Raw genomic sequence first — 17,649 nt, 5'->3', positions numbered from 1 at the left:
TGGGCTGGACCGCACACGCTCCAGACAACACCAGCGAGGAACCGGGAGAAACCCCATGAACCACGCCACGACGCAGTTCGTCGACCCCGCGGCCGCGGCCGGTCCCACTGCGAGCTCACGGGAGCTCGCGGCGACCGCCGAGCGGTACACCGCCCGCACGTACTCCCCGCTGGACGTGGTGGTCGCCCGGGCCCACGGCACGACCGTCACGGACGTGGAGGGCCGGGAGTACCTCGACTTCCTCGCCGGCTACTCGGCGCTGAACTTCGGCCACGGCCACCCGGCGGTCCTCGCGGCGGCCCGGGCCCAGCTGGAGCGGGTGACCCTGACCAGCCGTGCGGTGCACAACGACCAGCTCGGCCCCTTCGCGCAGGAGCTGTGCACCCTGCTCGGCCAGGACATGATGCTGCCGATGAACACCGGCGCCGAAGCCGTGGAGTCGGCGATCAAGATCGCCCGGAAGTGGGGCTACGAGCGCAAGGGGGTGGCCCCGGGCCGGGCGCAGATCGTGGTGGCGGCGGGCAACTTCCACGGCCGCACCACCACGGTGATCAGCTTCTCCGACGACGACGACGCCCACCGCAACTACGGCCCCTACACGCCGGGCTTCGTGACCGTCCCGTTCGGGGACCTCGCCGCCCTCGAGGCGGCCGTCACCGAGGACACCGTCGCGGTGCTGCTGGAGCCCATCCAGGGCGAGGCCGGGGTGGTCGTGCCGCCGCCCGGCTACCTGCAGGGCGTGCGGCGGTGCACGGCCGAGCAGGACGTCCTGCTGGTCGCGGACGAGATCCAGTCCGGGCTGGGCCGCACCGGCCGGACGCTGGCGTGCGAGCACGAGGACGTCGAGGCGGACCTCTACCTGCTGGGCAAGGCCCTGGGCGGGGGCGTCCTGCCCGTGTCCGCGGTGGTGGGCCGCGGCGACGTCCTCTCCGTGCTGCGGCCCGGCCAGCACGGCAGCACGTTCGGCGGCAACCCGTTGGCCGGCGCCGTCGGCCGCGCCGTCGTCGCCCTCCTCGCCACCGGGGAGCCCCAGGACCGGGCGCGGGTCATGGGGGAGAAGCTGCACGCCGGCCTGGCGGAGCTGGCGCCCCTGGGCCTGACCGAGGTGCGCGGGCGCGGGTTGTGGGCGGGGATCGACATCGACCCGCGGCTGGGCACCGGGCGGCAGTGCTGCGAGCGGCTGGCGGCCCACGGCGTCCTCGCCAAGGACACCCACGGCTCCACCATCCGGCTGAGCCCGCCGCTGGTGATCACCGACGAGGAGCTGGACCGGGGACTGGCCGCCCTCGGGGACGTGCTGCGGGAGATGGGCCGCAGCTGATCCCCTGCTGATTTACGGTCGGCCTGCTCCTGCTCCTGCTCCTGCTCCTGGTCCGTCGCGGCGCCGCCTCAGCCCGCGTCGGCGTGCTCGTCCCCGTGGGCCAGCGCCGACTCGATGCTGCCGGCGAGCTGCGCCGGGGCGGTCTTCGGGGCGAAGCGGCGGATCACCCGGCCGTCCCGGCCCACCAGGAACTTGGTGAAGTTCCACTTGACGGCGTCGCCCATGATCCCGCTCCGCTCCTGGCGCAGCCACGTCCAGAGCGGGTGGGCGCCGGGGCCGTTCACGTCGACCTTCTCGAACATGGGGAACGTGACCCCGTAGTTGCGGCTGCAGAAGTCGGCGATCTCCTCCTCCGTGCCCGGCTCCTGACCCCCGAACTGGTCGCAGGGGAACCCCAGCACCACGAGGCCGTCAGGCCCGAAGTCCCGCCACAGCAGCTCCAGGCCCTCGTACTGCGGCGTGAACCCGCACTCGCTCGCGGTGTTGACCACGAGCACCACCTTCCCGGCGTAGGCGGACAGCGGCTGCTCGCGCCCGTCGAGGGTCGTGGCGGTGAAGTCGTACAGCGTGGTCACGGAGGCCTCCAGGATGCTGGGGAACGGGCGTCTGCCCCCATTCTCCCCGTTCCTCCACGAACGCACCCGCGCCCCCACGCACCCGCGATCGCCGAGGTCGCGGATGTCGGCGACCCAACCGTGCGCGGTGGCCGACATCCGCAACCTCGGCACCGAAGGGAGGAGGAGGGGAGCGGGTGGGTAACGATCCCGCGGGTCCGGGGCGGGGGGTGCGGGGGTGCGGCGTACCCTGGCCGTGTCGGAAGGAGTCCGTCATGACGCAGCGCACCGAAGCGTGGCCCGCCGGAACGCCCTGCTGGGCCGATCTGACCGCGTCCGATCTCGGCCGCACCCAGGAGTTCTACCGGTCGGTGCTGGGCTGGGACTACACCAGCCCGGACCCCGAGCACGGCGGCTACTGCACCGCCCTGGTCGGCGGCGCACCGGTGGCCGGGCTGTCCCCGGCCGCCCCGGACCTGACGGGCGTCCCGCACGTCTGGCAGGTGTATCTCGCCACCGCACGGATCGAGCTCGGCGCCGAGCGGATCCGCGCCGCGGGCGGCACGCAGCTGACGGCGCCCGAGGAGATGGGCCGCTCCGGCCGGAGAGGGCTCTGGCAGGACCCCACCGGGGCTTCCTTCGGGCTGTGGCAGGCCGGGGAGCACATCGGGTTCACGGCGGTCGACGTGCCCGGGAGCGTGGTGTGGTGCGACCTCACGACCCCCGACCACCACGCCGCCCGGGACTTCTACGCCCAGGTCTTCGGCTACCACTACGAGGACGTCGCCGGGGAGGGCGTCCCCTACGCCACGTTCACGGTGCCGCACGGGCAGCGCCCGGCCGGCGGGATCGGCGGGACCGATCCCGCCGCGGAGAACGCGCCCGCGGTCTGGTCGGTCTGCTTCCAGGTCGAGGACGTCGACGACGCCGTCCAGCGCGTGCGCGACTCCGGCGGGTCGGTGGCGGAGGAGCCGCTCGACTCCGGGTACGGGCGGCTGGCGGTCGTGGCCGGCCCGGACCGGGAGTCCTTCGCGATCATGGCGCCGGCGGACGCGCGGTCCGCGGCGGCGTAGCCCGCCCCACTCCGGCCAGGTCCCCGGAACGGGCCCCGGGCGGCCAGGACGTGCGTCGTGACCGTGGTCACGCGGCGGTAGCATGGTGACCCAGCGACCACCACCGCCACACCTGCAGAGATCGGAGCACCATGAACTCCATCGTCCTCGCCGTGGTCGGCGTCGCCATGATGATCCTCGGGTACCTCCTGTACTCGAAGTTCGTGGCCCGCCGGATCTACAAGCTCCAGGACTCCTTCGTCACCCCCGCCCACGAGATGGGGGACGGTGTGGACTACGTGCCCACCAACAAGTACGTGCTGTGGGGCCACCACTTCACCTCCGTGGCCGGGGCGGCCCCCATCGTCGGTCCCGCCATCGCGGTCATCTGGGGCTGGCTCCCGGCGTTCCTCTGGGTGACCCTCGGCACCGTCTTCTTCGCCGGCGTGCACGACCTCGGCGCCCTGTGGGCCTCCAACCGGCACCAGGGCCGGTCCATCGGATCACTGTCCGGGAAGTACATCGGCCACCGCGGCCGGAACCTCTTCCTGGTCGTCATCTTCCTCGTGCTGCTCATGGTCAACGCCGCGTTCGCCGTGGTGATCTCCAACCTGCTGGTCGGCACGCCCACCTCGGTCATCCCCACGTGGGGCGCCATCGTCGTCGCGCTGCTCATCGGCCAGGCGGTCTACCGCTACAAGTGGAACCTCGCCGTCGTGTCCGTCGTCGGCGTCGTGGCCCTCTACGCCCTCATCCTGCTCGGCGACCGCTTCCCCGTGGTGCTCCCCGAGACGGTCCTGGGCCTGCCGGCCAACGCGTTCTGGATCGTGGTCCTGTTCCTCTACGCCGGTGTGGCCTCGGTGCTGCCCGTGTGGATGCTGCTGCAGCCCCGCGACTACATCAACGGCCTCCAGCTGTTCATCGCCCTGGGCATCCTCTACGGCGCGGTCCTGATCTCCGCCCCGACCGTCGTGGCGCCGGCGTTCAACACCGCGGTGCCGGAGGGCACGCCCAGCCTGGTGCCGCTGCTGTTCGTCACCATCGCCTGCGGCGCGATCTCCGGGTTCCACGGGATCGTGGCCTCGGGCACCTCGTCGAAGCAGCTGGACAAGGAGCCGGACGCCCGCTTCGTCGGCTACTTCGGCGCGGTCGGCGAGGGCCTCCTGGCGCTCGGCGCGATCATCGCCACGACCGCCGGCTTCCGCACGATCGCCGACTGGGAAGCCGTGTACACCGCGTTCGGCCAGGGCGGCGTCGCCGCGTTCGTCCAGGGCGGGGCCTCGGTCGTCAACACCGGACTGGGCATCCCCCCGTCGCTGAGCGCGACCATCCTCGCGACCATGGCCGTGCTGTTCGCCGCCACGACCATGGACACCGGCATCCGCCTGCAGCGCTTCGTGGTGCAGGAGGCGGGACACATCATGGGCGTCAACATCGGCAAGACGATCGCCACGCTCATCGTGCTCGTGGTGGCCATGGGGCTCACCTTCAGCGCGGGCGCGGACGGCTCCGGCGGCATGCTCATCTGGCCGCTGTTCGGCACCTCGAACCAGCTGCTGGCCGGCCTGACGCTGTCGATGATCGCGGTGATCCTGCTGCGCAAGGGCCGCCCGGTGCTGCCCGTGCTGGTGCCCCTCGTGTTCCTGCTGCTGATGTCGGTCTACGCGCTGATCGTCCAGCTGGGACAGTTCTGGGCCGCCGAGAACTGGTTCCTGCTCGTCCTCGACGTGATCATCCTGATCGCCGCCCTGTGGGTCATCGTGGAGTCGGTGACGGCGATGAACGCCGCCCGGAAGAACCCGCCGGAGGCCGGCGAGGAGCAGGTGAGCACCTCGGCGGGGGACACCCGCTCCCTGTGAGCCGGTGACGTTCCTCGACCGGCTGCGCACCGTGCAGGCCCGCCTCGGGGCGGGCCTGCACGAGTTCTACGTGGCGCCCTACCGGCGGACCTTCGCCCGCGCCCAGCGCGACGAGGAGGACCTGTTCATGATGCTGGTCCTCTCCGAGGCGCTGGGGGTGCCGAACCCCGCCAGCTACTACACCGTGGAGCTGCTGCCCGTGGTCTACGACCGGTTCCACGACTGGCACCGGCGGATGGGCATGGAGCGCTCCCCCCTGGAGCACATTACATGCTGCTAGAGCTCGCCGCCGCCCGCCGGGTCCTGTTCGTGGGCGGCAAGGGCGGCGTCGGCAAGACCGCCGTCGCCTCCGCCACCGCCCTCGCCCAGGCCCGCGCCGGCCGCCGGGTGCTCGTCGTCTCGACCGACCCCGCGCACAACCTCGGGCACCTGTGGGAGCGCCCGGTGGGGGACCGGACCACCCCGCTCTTCCGCGACCCGGACGGCCCGGGCCTGCTCGACGGCATCGAGGTGGACCCGCTCGCCACGACCGAGGCCCACCTCGCCGCCGTGGGCGCCACGATCCGCCGGCTCATGCCCGAGCACCTCGCCGGCGAGGTCGACAAGCACATGGAGCTCGCCCGGGACTCGCCGGGCACCCACGAGTCGGCGGTGCTGGAGCGGGTCGCCGAGATCGTGGACACGGGCCTGGAGGACTACGACCTCATCGTCTTCGACACCGCGCCGTCCGGGCACACCGCCCGGCTCATGGCGCTGCCCGAGATCATGTCCGCCTGGACCGAGGGCCTGCTGCGCCGCCGGGGCAGGGCGGAGAAGTTCGGCGCCGCCCTGCGCGGTCTCGAGGACCGGGACGCCGCGGGCGAGAGCGTCGTGGGCACCGACCGGCCCCGGGACCCCCGTGAGGAGCGGGACCTCGAGATCCGGCGGATCCTGCTGCGCCGCCGCGAGCGCTTCGAGGCGCTGCGCGCGGTGCTGGTCGACGCCGAGCGCTGCAGCTTCGTCATCGTGCTCGCCGCCGAGCGGCTGCCCGTCCTGGAGACCGTCGAGCTGCACGGGCAGCTGGTCCGCGCCGGGGTGCACGTGGGCGCCCTCGTGATCAACAAGCGCTCCCCGGCGGACGCCGGGGACTTCCTGGCCGAGCGCCGCGCGCTGGAGGAGACGCACGTGGCCACCCTGCGCGAGGCGCTGCCGGAGGTCCCGCTGCTGCAGGTCCCTCTGCTGCCGGGGGACGTGGTGGGGCAGGAGGCGCTGGAGCGCTTCGGGGCCGCGCTCGCCCAGGCGGATCCCAGGGCCCCGTGACACGCTGACGCGCATGACCTCCACCGCGCACCGCCCGGACACCGGACGACGACGGGCCCCCGCCGAGCTCGGGCCCTGGATCCTCGCCGGGGTCGCCGCGACCGCCCTCGCCGTGGGTCTGGCCGAGCTGCTGGCCTGGGTGACCGGGCCGGTCGGCGCCCCGCTCACGGCGGTGGGCGGGGTGATCGTGGACGGGGTCCCCGCCCCGGTCAAGGACGCGGCGATCGCCCTGTTCGGCACCGCGGACAAGCTCGTGCTGCTGCTCGTGATGGCCGCCGGGCTCGTGGCGGCCGGCACCGGCATCGGGGCGGCACAGCGCGCCAGAGCCCCGATGGGCGTGGTGCTGCTCGGGGTGCTGGGGCTCCTCGGGCTGCTGGCGGTGCTGACGCGGGCGGGGGCCTCCGTGGCGGACACGGTCCCCGTCGTCGTCGGCACGGGGGCCGGGACGCTGTTCCTGACGGTGCTCACGCGCCGGGCCGGTCCGTCCCCGTGGCCCGCGGCGGAGCTGGACCGCCGCGGCTTCGTCCGGGCCTCGGCGGCCGTGGCCGTGCTGGGCGCCGTGGCCGGCGTCGCCGGGCGCTGGGCCTCCTCCGCGGCCGCACGGGTGCCCGCGGCCCGGGACATGCTCCGGATCCCCGCCCCCGTGGTGCGGGACCCGATCCCCGCCGGCGCCGACCTCGGCATCGAGGGCGTGGAGCCCTGGCTCACCCCCACCGACGACTTCTACCGCATCGACACGGCGCTGAGCGTGCCCCGGATCGACGTGGCGCAGTGGCGGCTGCGGATCCACGGCATGGTGGAGCGCGAGATCGAGCTGAGCTTCGAGGACCTCGTCGCGCGGCCGCTCGCCGAGCACGTGGTGACCCTGGCCTGCGTGTCCAACCCCGTGGGCGGGGACCTCGTGGGCAACGCCGTGTGGACGGGCGTGCCCGTGCGGGAGCTGCTGGCCGAGGCCGGGGTGCAGGCGGACGCGGACATGGTGCTCTCGACCTCCGAGGACGGGTTCACCGCCGGCACCCCCCTCGACGCGCTGCTGGACCCGGGGCGGGACTCCCTGGTGGCGGTGACCATGAACGGGCAGCCGCTGCCGTTCGAGCACGGCTACCCGGTGCGGATGGTGGTGTCCGGGCTCTACGGCTACGTCTCCGCCACCAAGTGGCTCGTGGACCTCGAGGTCACCCGCTTCGACCGCGACGAGGGCTACTGGACCCCGCGCGGCTGGTCGGCGCGCGGGCCGATCAAGACGGCCTCCCGGATCGAGGTCCCGCGCGCCGGGGGCCGCGTGGACGCCGGGGAGGTCGTGATCGCGGGCACCGCGTGGGCGCAGGACACCGGGATCGCCGCGGTGCAGGTCAGCGTCGACGACGGGCCGTGGCAGGAGGCCGACCTGGGCGAGGTGCCCTCCGACGACACGTGGCGGCAGTGGGTGCTGCGCACGCAGCTGGCCGGGGGGCAGCACACGGCACGGGTCCGGGCCGTCGACCGGGACGGGACCGTCCAGACCGCCGAGCAGGCGCCGCCCGCCCCGGACGGCGCCTCCGGGTGGCACGAGCGGACGTTCACGGTGGCCTGATATGTAGTCGATTCTGTCAAGAGGGCAGGGTGAAGCGGCGTCCTCCGTCGGCCGGTGGAGGACGCCGCTTCGTCGTTCACGGTGGTCGGCTGGTCCGGGGCGGCGTGTCTGTGGCGACGCGCGGTCAGTCTGATATGCGCGGGTTGGGTACCGCAGGACCGTGTTTCGGCAGGAGCCGTCGGGCTTGTCTGAGCTCGAGCGTGGCCCCTCCGGGGAGTGGGCTGCTCACAGGCCAAGCGCTGGTTGCTCCTCGCGCTGCGTTCCGGTGCCGGTGATCGTGAACGAGTCGGTGGGTGCTAGTCCTCCATCACGGCCAGGGACCAGCACCAGCCGGCCAGCTCGCGGGCGATCGCGGTGTTGGCCACGGTGTGCGGCTTGCGGTGGGCGCTCAGCACGGTCCACCGGTGGTGCAGCCTGCGGTTGCCGGCGTCCCCGCGGGCGGCCGCGGCCGCCGGGGCGGCTGCCCACCGGGCGCGCATGGTCGCCCCGGGCGCGTAGCGGGGCTTGTGGTGCCAGGCGGCCTCGATCAGCAGCCGGCGGGCGTGGGTGTTGCCGGTCTTGGTGATGCCGCCCAGGGATCGGCTGGCCCCGGAGGAGTGCTCGGAGGGCACCAGTCCGAGATAGGCGGCGATCGACGCGCCGGTGAACCGGTCCCAGTCGCCGATCTCCACGGCCAGGCCCAGCCCGGTCAGCCGCGAGATCCCGCGCAGGCAGCACAACCGGTCCACGACCGGGGTGAACTCGGAGTCGGCGGCCACCGCCAGGATCGCCGCGTCGAGACGGTCGCGGCGGGCCAGGATCTCGCCCACGCAGTCGTAGCCGGCGTCGAAGGCGGCCAGGGTCCCGGCCCCGGACCCGGCCAGCTCGCCCCGGCGGATCCGGCGCAACCACCCGTCGTGGGCGCCGGTCCAGGCCTCGCCACCGGTGTAGACGTGTCCGTGGCGCAGCAGCAGCTTCGCCAGCCGGTGCCGGGCGCTCATCAGTTCCCGCCGGGCGTCCTCGCGGGCCCGCACCAGGTCCCGGGCCGATTCCTGGGCCACGGTCGGCACCCGCACCGCGGTGAGCTCTCCCATCCGCAGCAGCCGGGCCAGCAGCAACGCGTCCTTCGCGTCGGTCTTCACCTTCTCCCCGGCCGGGCGCACGATCTTGGACGGGGCCGCGACCACGCACCGGTACCCGGCCGCGGTCACTGTACGGGCCAGCCCGTACCCGGTCGGGCCTGCCTCGTAGGCCACCGCCAGCGACCCGTGGCCGGCCCGCAGCTCCTCCAGCCAGGCCAGCACCTCCGTGGACCCTGGGCCCAGCCGGCGGGTGAGCACCTCACCGGTGGTCGTGTCGATCGCTGTGCCGCTGATCGATCGTGCGTGCACATCCAGTCCCACACTCGTATTCTCGGTAAACACCGGGGCCTCCTACGCATGTCGGTACCCGGGCAAGGGCATTCTTGTCCGGTAACCCACGAATCTGCGTACGCGAGGCCCCGGCCCGCAACCCCCGGCACCCAAACCAACGGTCACCTCATAGGGTCTGACCGGCCCTCCCCGCAGCGCTCCGGGCTCTGCCGCCGCTCCCCGACGGCGACAGAGCCCCTCCGCCGAACTCACCGGTTCCACCCGGGGCCACGGCACTGGTGTGCCGCTCCCGGGTGGAACCGGTGAGTTCACGGGGCGGTGGCGCCGACGGGGCGGGCCAGGATCAGAGGTGGGTCAGGTGCCGTGCGGGGCCGCGACCGGTCCGGTGGAGGACCGGGCGACGAAGTGGGCCGGGAGCACCTCGTTCGACGGCTCGTCGGAGCCTCCGGACAGGTGCTCGAGGAGCCGCTCGACGGCACGGGTGCCCTGCTGCCGGGCGTGCTGGTCCAGAGTCGTCAGGCCGAAGGCCTCCCCGATGGGATGGGCGTCGACGCCGATGACGGACAGATCGCCGGGCACGGTGAGACCGAGGTCCCGCGCCGCGAGGATCGTGCCGGCCGCCATCTCGTCGGACGAGGCGAAGACCGCCGTCGGGCGGTGGAAGGGGTCCGCCAGGAGGTTCTTGGCCTGCTGGTAGGCGCCGGTGAAGGTGTAGTCCGCGATGAGCGACCACGCGGGGTCGACGGTCAGCCCGGCGCCCGCCATCGCCTGTTCCCAGCCGTCCCGGCGGTCGCGGGACATCGGGAAGTAGCGCCGGCCCTCCTCCGCGCCGCCGAGGTGGGCGATCCGCCGGTGGCCCAGCCCGATCAGGTGCTGCGTGGCGCGGCGCCCGACGTCGAGGTCGTCGATGCTGACCGTGGGCGCGCCCACCAGCGGGCCCCCGACCCCGACGAGCGGGATGCCGGCGGCGAACAGCTGCTCCGTCTCCGGCGGGTCCAGGGGCAGGGACACGGCCACGGCCGCGTCCAGCCGCTTCCGCAGGAGGAAGTCGGTCAGCACGGTCTCCCGGTAGCGGTCCCCCTCGAAGTTGTAGAGGGTCAGGTCGTAGCCGGCCTCCATGAGGGCGCCGGCCACCCCCTCCAGGACGGTGGAGAAGAACCACCGGTCCACGTGCGGCAGGACCACCCCGATGTTGCGGCTCCGCCCGCTCGCGAGGCTGGACGCGTGGTAGGACACGACGAACCCCAGCTCCTGCGCCGCCTGCTGGACCCGGGCCCGGGCCCGGGGCGAGACGTGCCCCTTGCCGCTGAGCGCCCGGGAGACGGTCGCGGTGGACACGCCGGCCCGGACGGCGACGTCCTGGAGCCGGGGTGGGTTCACCCCTGTGTCACCCCGGGGTCCTCCGTTCGCAGCCATACGCACTCCTCCGGGGCCAGGATATGCGGCGAGGACGTCCGGGGCCCGCTGCGGGCCAGGATCGGCAGGTCGGGCAGCTCCACCGGCGCGGAGCCGGTGTTCAGCAGCACCAGCACGTCGTTGTTGACGAGGCCGAGGCAGTCCCGGCCGCTGAGGTCCTCCGCCCACGCGAGCGAGCCCGACCCGAGCCCGTGCGCCCGCCGCAGCGCCAGCGCGGTGCGGTACAGGGACAGTGTGGAGGCCGGGTCCTCGCGCTGCGCCTCGCGCGAGAGCTGCGCCCATCCCGCAGGCTGCGGGAGCCAGGCCTCACCCGTGGGGCTGTAGCCCAGGGACGCCCCGGTGCTGGTCCAGGGCAGCGGCACCCGGCAGCCGTCGCGGCCGAGCCGGTCCCCGCCGGTGCGGTGGTAGGTGGGGTCCTGCCGGACGTCGTGGGGGAGGGTCGTGTGGTCCGGCAGGCCGAGCTCCTCCCCCTGGTACAGGTAGACGCCGCCCGGCAGGCCGAGCATGAGCAGGGACGCGGCGCGCGCCCGCCGCGTGCCCAGCACGTGGTCCGGCTGCTCGTCCTCGGGGCCGCGGCCGTCGCCGGGGCGGGGGTCGTCCTCGGTCAGCGCCAGCCGGGTGGTGTGCCGGACGACGTCGTGGTTGGACAGCACCCAGGTGGTGGGCGCCCCGACCGCGTCGAACGCCTCGAGGGACGAGGTGATGATCCGGCGCAGCTCCGCGGCGTCCCACGGCGCCGCGAGGTAGGAGAAGTTGAACGTCTGGTGCATCTGGTCCGGGCGCACCCAGTCGGCCAGCCGGTGGAGCGGGTCCACGCTCGCCTCGGCGCACAGGATCCGCTCGCCGGGGTACTCCGCGAGCACCTCCCGCCAGCGCCGGAAGATGTCGTGGACCTGCGGCTGCCCGAACATCGGGGCGTCGGTGAAGGGGTAGCCGGGGATGCTCCCCCCATCGGCCCGCCCGTCCCAGTCGGGCAGGCCCTCCGCCTTGACGAGGGCGTGCGCCACGTCCACGCGGAACCCGGCGACGCCGCGGTCGAGCCAGAAGCGCAGCACCCGGTCGAACTCCTGCCGGACCAGCTCGTGGTCCCAGTTGAAGTCGGGCTGGGACGAGTCGAACAGGTGCAGGTACCACTGGCCGGGCCGACCGTCGGCCTCGGTCACCCGGGTCCAGGCCGGGCCGCCGAAGTGGGACTGCCAGTTGTTGGGGGGCAGCTCGCCGGATCCGCCCCGGCCGTCCCGGAACACGAACAGCTCCCGCTCCGGGGCCCCGGGGCCGGCCGTGAGGGCTTGGCGGAACAGGACGTGCTCGTGGGAGCAGTGGTTGGGCACCAGGTCGATGATCACCTTCACGCCGTGCGACTCCGCGGCCGCCACGAGGGCGTCGAAGTCCGCCAGGGTGCCGAAGGCGGGGTCGACGTCGCAGTAGTCGCTCACGTCGTAGCCGCCGTCGAGCTGCGGTGAGGGGTAGAAGGGGGAGAGCCAGATCGCGTCGATGTCCAGCTCCGCGAGCTGTCCGAGCTCGGCGGTGATGCCGGCGAGGTCACCCACACCGTCCCCGTCGAGGTCCCGGAACGAGCGGGGATACACCTGGTAGATGACCGAGGACCGCCACCACTTCGGTTCCTGGTCGCGGTCGTGGACGGGAGTGAGGCGCTGCGTCCGCAGCGCACCGGAGATCGTGGGCATGCGCTCCATGGTAGAGCTGATCAACACGAACTGGAAGCGCTATCAGGTCTGCAGATTCGAGAACACAAGGGTGCTAGGGGGTGTGGACACCCTTTGTGGTAGCGCTTACAGTAGTGAGCCAACTCACCTTCGGGTGGGCGCCCCGCCGGCCGGACCGGCCCCGGGGTCCCGCCCGTTCTCCCCTCCCGGGTCCCGCCGGTGCGGGAACGACCGCGGGCTCCGTGAAAGGAAGCACCCACCATGTCCTCTGTGCGCTACGCCGACGTCACCTGCCGGTACCCGGGGGCCGAACGCCCCTCGGTCACCGGGCTGGACCTCGAGATCGCCGACGGGGAGTTCCTCGTCCTGGTCGGGCCCTCCGGGTGCGGGAAATCCACCACCCTGCGGATGCTCGCCGGACTCGAGGAGGTCACCGACGGGACCATCCACATCGGGGACCGCGACGTCACCGACGTGCCCTCCCGGGACCGCGACATCGCCATGGTCTTCCAGAACTACGCCCTCTACCCCCACATGACGGTGGCCGAGAACATGGGCTTCGCCCTGAAGATCGCCAAGGTCCCCGCCGAGGAGCGCCGGACCCGGGTGGAGGAGGCGGCGAAGATCCTGGACCTGACCGACTACCTGGACCGCAAGCCCAAGGCCCTGTCCGGCGGGCAGCGCCAGCGGGTGGCGATGGGGCGTGCGATCGTGCGCTCCCCGCAGGTGTTCCTGATGGACGAGCCGCTGTCGAACCTGGACGCGAAGCTCAGAGTCCAGACCCGCACCCAGATCGCCTCCCTGACCCGTCGGCTGGGGGTCACCACCGTCTACGTCACCCACGACCAGGTCGAGGCGATGACCATGGGCGATAGGGTGGCGGTGCTCAAGGACGGGCACCTCATGCAGGTCGACACCCCGCGCAGGCTGTACGACGCCCCGGCCACGGAGTTCGTGGCCGGGTTCATCGGGTCGCCGGCGATGAACCTCTTCCGCGCCCCCGTCACCGAGCACGGCGTGCAGCTGGGCACGGTGACCGTTCCGCTCACGCCCGCCCAGCACCAGTCGCTGACCGGGGACCGGGTGACGGTCGGCATCCGGCCCGAGGACCTGCACCCGGCCGGTGAGGGCACCGGGCTGCCGATCGTGGCCGACGTGGTCGAGGAGCTCGGCGCGGACGCCTTCGTCTACGGCCACCTCGCCCCGGTCACCGCGGCCAACACGGTGGTGCCGGTGGACAACACCACCGGGGCCGAGGAGGACCCCACCGTCCACGAGTTCATCGTCCGGGTCGAGGGCCGCACCCCGCCGCGGGCCGGGAGCACCGTCTGGGTCGCCCCGGACCTCGAGCACGTGCACCTCTTCGACGCCGCCACCGGCCGACGCCTGCCCGACTGACACCGGATCCCACGCTCACGCCGCCGACCGACTACGGACAATGATGAGGAATCCCACCATGAAACAGACTCACCGGGCCGCCGGCGCCGTCGGCGCCGCACTCCTGCTCGCCGGCTGCGCGTCGGCACCCACGGCCGGCCTGGCCGGCGGACCGGGCAGCATCAAGATCCAGGCGGGCGAGGACGAGATCCCGGCCTTGGAGCAGGTCGCCGACAGCTTCACCGCCGACACCGGGGTGGAGGTGGAGTTCATCCAGCGGGAGATCAACGCGCAGGCGATCTCCAACTTCATCTCCCAGTCCCCCACGGGGCAGGCCCCGGACATCATCGTCTCCCCGCACGACAACCTCGGCCAGCTCGCCGCCAACGGCGTGGTGGCCCCTGTGGAGATGGGAGACCGGGCGGAGGATTTCACCGAGAACGCCCGTGAGGCCGTCGTCTACAACGGGGTGAGCTACGGGGTGCCGTACGCGATCGAGAACGTGGCGATGCTGCGCAACAACGAGCTCACCGCCCAGGACCCCGCCACGTTCGACGAGCTGCGCGCGATCGGGCACCGGCTCATGGAGGAGCGGGGGATCGAGTACCCCTTCACGGTGAGCCAGTCGCCCGAAGCCGGCGACCCCTACCACCTCTACGCCCTGCAGACCTCCTTCGGGGCCGAGGTCTTCGAGCGCACCGCGGAAGGGGAGTACACCAGCAACCTCACCATGGGGGGCGAGGACGGCCACGAGTTCGCCCGCTACCTGCAGGACCTCGGACAGACCGGGGACCTGCAGACCTCCATGACCCCGGACATCGCCAAGGAGTCCTTCCTCAACGGCGAGTCCGCCTTCCACCTGGGCGGGCCCTGGGAGCTGACCGACGTCGAGGCCGCCGGGATGGACGTGAGCGTCCTGCCCGTGCCGCCGGCCGGTGACGAGGAAGCACGCCCGTTCGTGGGCGTCCAGGCGTTCTTCGTCAACGCCAACGCCCCCAACCCGGTCGCGGCCCAGGACTTCGCCGCCAACTACCTGACCCGCCCGGAGTCGCAGACGGCCATGTACGAGAGCACGGGCCGGCCTCCGGCCAGCCAGGTGGCGATCGACCGCATGCAGGGCGACCCGTTGCGCGCCGCCTACGCCGAGATAGCCGCGACCGGCCTGCCCATGCCGGCCATCCCCGAGATGGGCGCGGTGTGGAGCTTCTGGGGCACCACGGAGAACGCCATCATCAACGGCCGCGGAAACCCCGTGGAGCTGTGGGACCGCATGATCGACAACATCGAAGGACAGATCTGATGAGCACGCACATCACCGCACGGGGCACCACCGCCGCCCCCGGCGAGGCGGGGGGCGGTGCCGGGCTCGGCGCGCCCCTTGGCCTGCGCAACTCGCACTCCCGGGGATTCGGCCTGGGCTTCGTGGTCAAGCTGGTCCTGATGGCGCTGATCAACGCGTTCGGCCTCTACGGCATCCTCGCGGCCTGGGCCGCCGGCAGCTGGGGCATCCTGGCCTTCCTGGCGTTGGCCCTGATCGTGGCCGACCTCGTCTACTTCCTGCCCAGCCGGAAGATCCTGCCCGCCAAGTACCTCTACCCGGGGCTGATCTTCCTGCTGATCTTCCAGATCTTCGTGGTGCTCTACACCGCCGCCACGGCGTTCACCAACTACGGTGACGGACACAACGCCACCAAGGCGGCGGCGATCAGCCAGCTCACCACCACCTACGAGCAGCGGGTCGAGGGCTCCCAGGCGTACCCCGTCACGGTCCTCGAGGGCGACGACGGACTTGCGCTGGCCACCGTGCAGGACGACCAGGTGCTCGTGGGCGCCGCCGATCAGCCGCTGGCCCCGCTCGAGGACGCCACGGTCACGGACGGCCGCGTCGTCGAGGCGCCCGGCTACGAGGTGCTCGACTACGGCGGCGTCGTGGCGGCCGCCGACGAGCTGACCGACCTCCGGGTGCCCGTGAGCGGAGAGGAGGCCGACGACGCCGCACTGCGCACCGATGACGGCCGGACCGCCTACGTGTACGAGTCCACGCTCGTCCACGACGAGGCGGCCGACGCGATGGTCGCCGACGACGGCACCGTGTACGCGAACAACGGGGAGGGCGCCTTCGTCGGACCCGAGGGCGAGGCCCTGCGGCCGGGCTGGCGGGTCTTCGTGGGACTGGACAACTTCGCGGCGATCTTCGACCCGGCGATCCTGGGCGGCCCGTTCGTCTCCGTGACCCTGTGGACCTTCGCCTTCGCCATCCTCTCGGTGGCCCTGACCTTCTTCCTGGGCCTGCTCCTGGCAATCCTGTTCAACGACGAGAAGCTGAGGTTCCGGAACGTCTACCGGGCCATCATCTTCCTGCCCTACGCCTTCCCCGCCTTCCTGTCGATCCTGATCTGGGCAGGTCTGCTCAACACCGACTACGGCTTCGTCAACGAGATCCTGCTGGGCGGCGCCGGAGTCCCCTGGCTGGACAACCCCTGGCTGGCCAGGATCTCGCTGCTGCTGGTCAACCTCTGGCTGGGCTTCCCGTACATGTTCCTCGTGACCACCGGCGCCCTGCAGTCGATCCCGAACGAGATCTACGAGTCCTCCGAGATGGACGGGGCCGGACCGGTCCGCCAGTTCGGGTCGATCACCCTGCCCATGCTCATGGTCGCGGTCGGCCCGATGCTCATCGCGTCCTTCGCCATGAACTTCAACAACTTCAACGTGATCTACCTGCTCACCGGAGGCGGACCCCAGGACGTGGAGTCCACCACCGGGGTGGGCGCCACGGACATCCTCATCTCGTTCGTCTACAAGATCGCGTTCGCCGGCGGCACCAATGACTACGGTCTGGCCTCGGCCCTGTCCATCCTCATCTTCATCATGGTGGCCGTCATCTCCGGACTGACGTTCCGCCGCAGCAAGGCTCTCGAGGAGATCAGCTGACATGACCACTCCCACCACGCCCACCCCGGACGACCGCCCCGGCCCCGACGGCACCTACGACGCCCCGTGGGCCGCGGCCACGGCCGCTCCGTCCACCGGCACCTCGAACACCGTCCAGCCCACTGACACGCTGCGGCCCCCGGACGCCCCGACCGGGGCTCCCCGGCCCCGTCGGCGCCGTCGCTCCGCCCGCGGCGGATGGAAGCACCTCGCCGCGATCGCCGCGTGCGTCTTCGCGCTCTTTCCGCTCGTCTATGCCCTCTCGGCGTCCCTGTCGGCCTCCGGGTCCCTCCTGGGATCCAACCGGCTCTTCTCCGACGTGACCGGTGCCAACTACACCAACCTGCTCACCGATCCGCAGAACCCCTACCTCACCTGGTTCGCCAACTCGATGTTCGTCTCCGTGACCACGGCCGTGGGCACCGTGCTCATGGGCGCGGCGGCGGCCTACGCCTTCTCCCGGTTCCGGTTCAAGTCCCGCAGGAGCGGGCTCATGTCCCTGCTGATCATCCAGATGTTCCCGCAGCTGCTGGCCTTCGTGGCGATCTTCCTGCTGCTGTTCGCGATCTCCGAGGTCTATCCCTTCCTGGGCCTGAACTCCCGGCTCGGCCTCGTCGCCGTCTACCTGGGCGGGGCACTGGGGGCGAACACCTTCCTCATGTACGGCTTCTTCAACACCATCCCCAAGGACCTGGACGAAGCCGCGGAGATCGACGGTGCCTCGCACGCCCAGATCTACTGGACCATGATCCTGCCGCTGGTGACCCCCATCCTCGTGGTCGTCGGGATGCTGTCCTTCATCGCCTCCTTCTCGGACTTCCTGCTCGCCCAGATCGTGCTGCAGGACCCGGACAAGTACACGCTGGCCGTGGGGCTGTACCAGTTCGTCTCCGTGCAGTTCGGGGAGAACTGGGGCGTCTTCACGGCCGGGGCGATCCTGGCGGCGATCCCGGTGGTCGCGCTGTTCCTCTTCCTGCAGCGGTACATCGTCTCGGGCCTGACCGGCGGCGCGGTGAAGGGCTGACCGCCGGCCCGCCTGCCCGAACCACCGCCCGGCCACCTCTGCGCGGCCCGTCTGCGCCGAGCTCACCGGTTCCGCCCGAGACCAGAGCATCGATGCTCCGGTCCCGGGCGGAACCGGTGAGTTCACGAGGAGGCGAAGCGGGCCCGTGCGGGCGGGGAGCGTGCGCGGGAAGGGGCCGGGCGGGCAGCTGGGCCTGTCATGATGGGGCGGAGCGCACGACG

The 17,649-nt window shown here is 72.2% G+C and carries 14 protein-coding genes; 10 read left to right on the top strand and 4 right to left on the bottom strand.

The annotated features are described in order from the left end of the window. Window positions 1-55 precede the first annotated feature (55 nt). The gene (gene rocD / locus QYM41_RS12250; protein ID WP_368800042.1) at window positions 56-1,321 is read left to right on the top strand and encodes an ornithine--oxo-acid transaminase; all 1,266 of its coding nucleotides are present in this window, start codon (window positions 56-58) and stop codon (window positions 1,319-1,321) included. 68 nt (window positions 1,322-1,389) lie between these two features. On the opposite strand, the gene QYM41_RS12245 is transcribed toward rocD, so the two are convergent. Continuing rightward, complete coding sequence (locus QYM41_RS12245; protein WP_368800041.1) at window positions 1,390-1,896, bottom strand: glutathione peroxidase; 507 nt, start codon at window positions 1,894-1,896, stop codon at window positions 1,390-1,392. A 254-nt stretch (window positions 1,897-2,150) separates the two neighbouring features. Between QYM41_RS12245 and QYM41_RS12240 the strand changes: the two genes are divergently transcribed. The 5 genes from QYM41_RS12240 to QYM41_RS12220 all read left to right on the top strand — a co-directional run bounded on the left by QYM41_RS12240 (window position 2,151) and on the right by QYM41_RS12220 (window position 7,658). Next, window positions 2,151-2,948 (top strand): VOC family protein, encoded by a 798-nt coding sequence (locus tag QYM41_RS12240; protein WP_368800040.1) that lies wholly within the window; start codon window positions 2,151-2,153, stop codon window positions 2,946-2,948. Between the two features lie 131 nt (window positions 2,949-3,079). Continuing rightward, on the top strand, window positions 3,080-4,786 hold the full coding sequence (locus QYM41_RS12235; RefSeq protein WP_368800039.1) for a carbon starvation CstA family protein: 1,707 nt from the start codon (window positions 3,080-3,082) through the stop codon (window positions 4,784-4,786). A 4-nt stretch (window positions 4,787-4,790) separates the two neighbouring features. After that, the gene (locus QYM41_RS12230) at window positions 4,791-5,066 is read left to right on the top strand and encodes a cory-CC-star protein (RefSeq protein WP_368800038.1); all 276 of its coding nucleotides are present in this window, start codon (window positions 4,791-4,793) and stop codon (window positions 5,064-5,066) included. Further along, complete coding sequence (locus tag QYM41_RS12225) at window positions 5,057-6,085, top strand: ArsA family ATPase (RefSeq protein WP_368800037.1); 1,029 nt, start codon at window positions 5,057-5,059, stop codon at window positions 6,083-6,085. Before QYM41_RS12230 ends, QYM41_RS12225 begins: the two co-directional genes overlap by 10 nt. A gap of 13 nt (window positions 6,086-6,098) precedes the next feature. Further along, window positions 6,099-7,658 carry a molybdopterin-dependent oxidoreductase gene (locus QYM41_RS12220; protein ID WP_368800036.1) on the top strand — a complete coding sequence of 520 codons (1,560 nt, stop codon included), beginning with the start codon at window positions 6,099-6,101 and terminating at the stop codon, window positions 7,656-7,658. Window positions 7,659-7,954: 296 nt separating this feature from the next. Here QYM41_RS12220 and QYM41_RS12215 read toward each other — a convergent pair whose 3' ends face one another. From QYM41_RS12215 to QYM41_RS12205, 3 genes are all read right to left on the bottom strand, one after another. Further along, the gene (locus QYM41_RS12215; RefSeq protein ID WP_438612597.1) at window positions 7,955-9,061 is read right to left on the bottom strand and encodes an IS110 family RNA-guided transposase; all 1,107 of its coding nucleotides are present in this window, start codon (window positions 9,059-9,061) and stop codon (window positions 7,955-7,957) included. A 303-nt stretch (window positions 9,062-9,364) separates the two neighbouring features. Further along, window positions 9,365-10,390: a LacI family DNA-binding transcriptional regulator gene (locus QYM41_RS12210; RefSeq protein WP_368800034.1), complete on the bottom strand. Its 1,026-nt coding sequence runs from the start codon at window positions 10,388-10,390 to the stop codon at window positions 9,365-9,367. Then, window positions 10,387-12,114, bottom strand: coding sequence for a glycoside hydrolase family 13 protein (locus QYM41_RS12205; protein WP_368800033.1), 1,728 nt, complete (start codon window positions 12,112-12,114; stop codon window positions 10,387-10,389). The genes QYM41_RS12210 and QYM41_RS12205 overlap by 4 nt, the downstream gene beginning before the upstream one ends. Before the next feature lie 240 nt (window positions 12,115-12,354). Here QYM41_RS12205 and QYM41_RS12200 point away from each other — a divergent pair, with 240 nt between their 5' ends. The 4 genes from QYM41_RS12200 to QYM41_RS12185 are packed head-to-tail and all read left to right on the top strand — an operon-like array spanning window position 12,355 to window position 17,428. Then, a complete protein-coding gene (locus QYM41_RS12200; RefSeq protein ID WP_368800032.1) occupies window positions 12,355-13,491 on the top strand; it encodes an ABC transporter ATP-binding protein in 1,137 nt (378 codons plus the stop codon). A gap of 58 nt (window positions 13,492-13,549) precedes the next feature. Beyond that, entirely contained in the window at window positions 13,550-14,770 is a 1,221-nt protein-coding gene (locus tag QYM41_RS12195; protein ID WP_368800031.1) for a sugar ABC transporter substrate-binding protein, read from the top strand. Beyond that, a complete protein-coding gene (locus tag QYM41_RS12190; RefSeq protein WP_368800030.1) occupies window positions 14,770-16,404 on the top strand; it encodes an ABC transporter permease subunit in 1,635 nt (544 codons plus the stop codon). Before QYM41_RS12195 ends, QYM41_RS12190 begins: the two co-directional genes overlap by 1 nt. A gap of 1 nt (window position 16,405) precedes the next feature. After that, window positions 16,406-17,428 (top strand): sugar ABC transporter permease, encoded by a 1,023-nt coding sequence (locus tag QYM41_RS12185; RefSeq protein ID WP_368800029.1) that lies wholly within the window; start codon window positions 16,406-16,408, stop codon window positions 17,426-17,428. The last annotated feature ends 221 nt before the right edge of the window (window positions 17,429-17,649 follow it).

This window comes from Kocuria oxytropis, from assembly GCF_040981195.1.
GTDB classification, from domain to species: domain Bacteria; phylum Actinomycetota; class Actinomycetes; order Actinomycetales; family Micrococcaceae; genus Kocuria; species Kocuria oxytropis.
This window is presented reverse-complemented; position numbering and strand designations above follow the sequence as displayed.

Bases quoted from the DNA above. Each gene is read 5' to 3' on its own strand.
- rocD (WP_368800042.1), top strand. From the start codon at position 56: ATGAACCACGCCACGACGCAGTTCGTCGACCCCGCGGCCGCGGCCGGT.
- QYM41_RS12240 (WP_368800040.1), top strand. From the start codon at position 2,151: ATGACGCAGCGCACCGAAGCGTGGCCCGCCGGAACGCCCTGCTGGGCC.
- QYM41_RS12235 (WP_368800039.1), top strand. From the start codon at position 3,080: ATGAACTCCATCGTCCTCGCCGTGGTCGGCGTCGCCATGATGATCCTC.
- QYM41_RS12225 (WP_368800037.1), top strand. From the start codon at position 5,057: ATGCTGCTAGAGCTCGCCGCCGCCCGCCGGGTCCTGTTCGTGGGCGGC.
- QYM41_RS12220 (WP_368800036.1), top strand. From the start codon at position 6,099: ATGACCTCCACCGCGCACCGCCCGGACACCGGACGACGACGGGCCCCC.
- QYM41_RS12205 (WP_368800033.1), bottom strand. From the start codon at position 12,114: ATGCCCACGATCTCCGGTGCGCTGCGGACGCAGCGCCTCACTCCCGTC.
- QYM41_RS12200 (WP_368800032.1), top strand. From the start codon at position 12,355: ATGTCCTCTGTGCGCTACGCCGACGTCACCTGCCGGTACCCGGGGGCC.
- QYM41_RS12195 (WP_368800031.1), top strand. From the start codon at position 13,550: ATGAAACAGACTCACCGGGCCGCCGGCGCCGTCGGCGCCGCACTCCTG.
- QYM41_RS12190 (WP_368800030.1), top strand. From the start codon at position 14,770: ATGAGCACGCACATCACCGCACGGGGCACCACCGCCGCCCCCGGCGAG.
- QYM41_RS12185 (WP_368800029.1), top strand. From the start codon at position 16,406: ATGACCACTCCCACCACGCCCACCCCGGACGACCGCCCCGGCCCCGAC.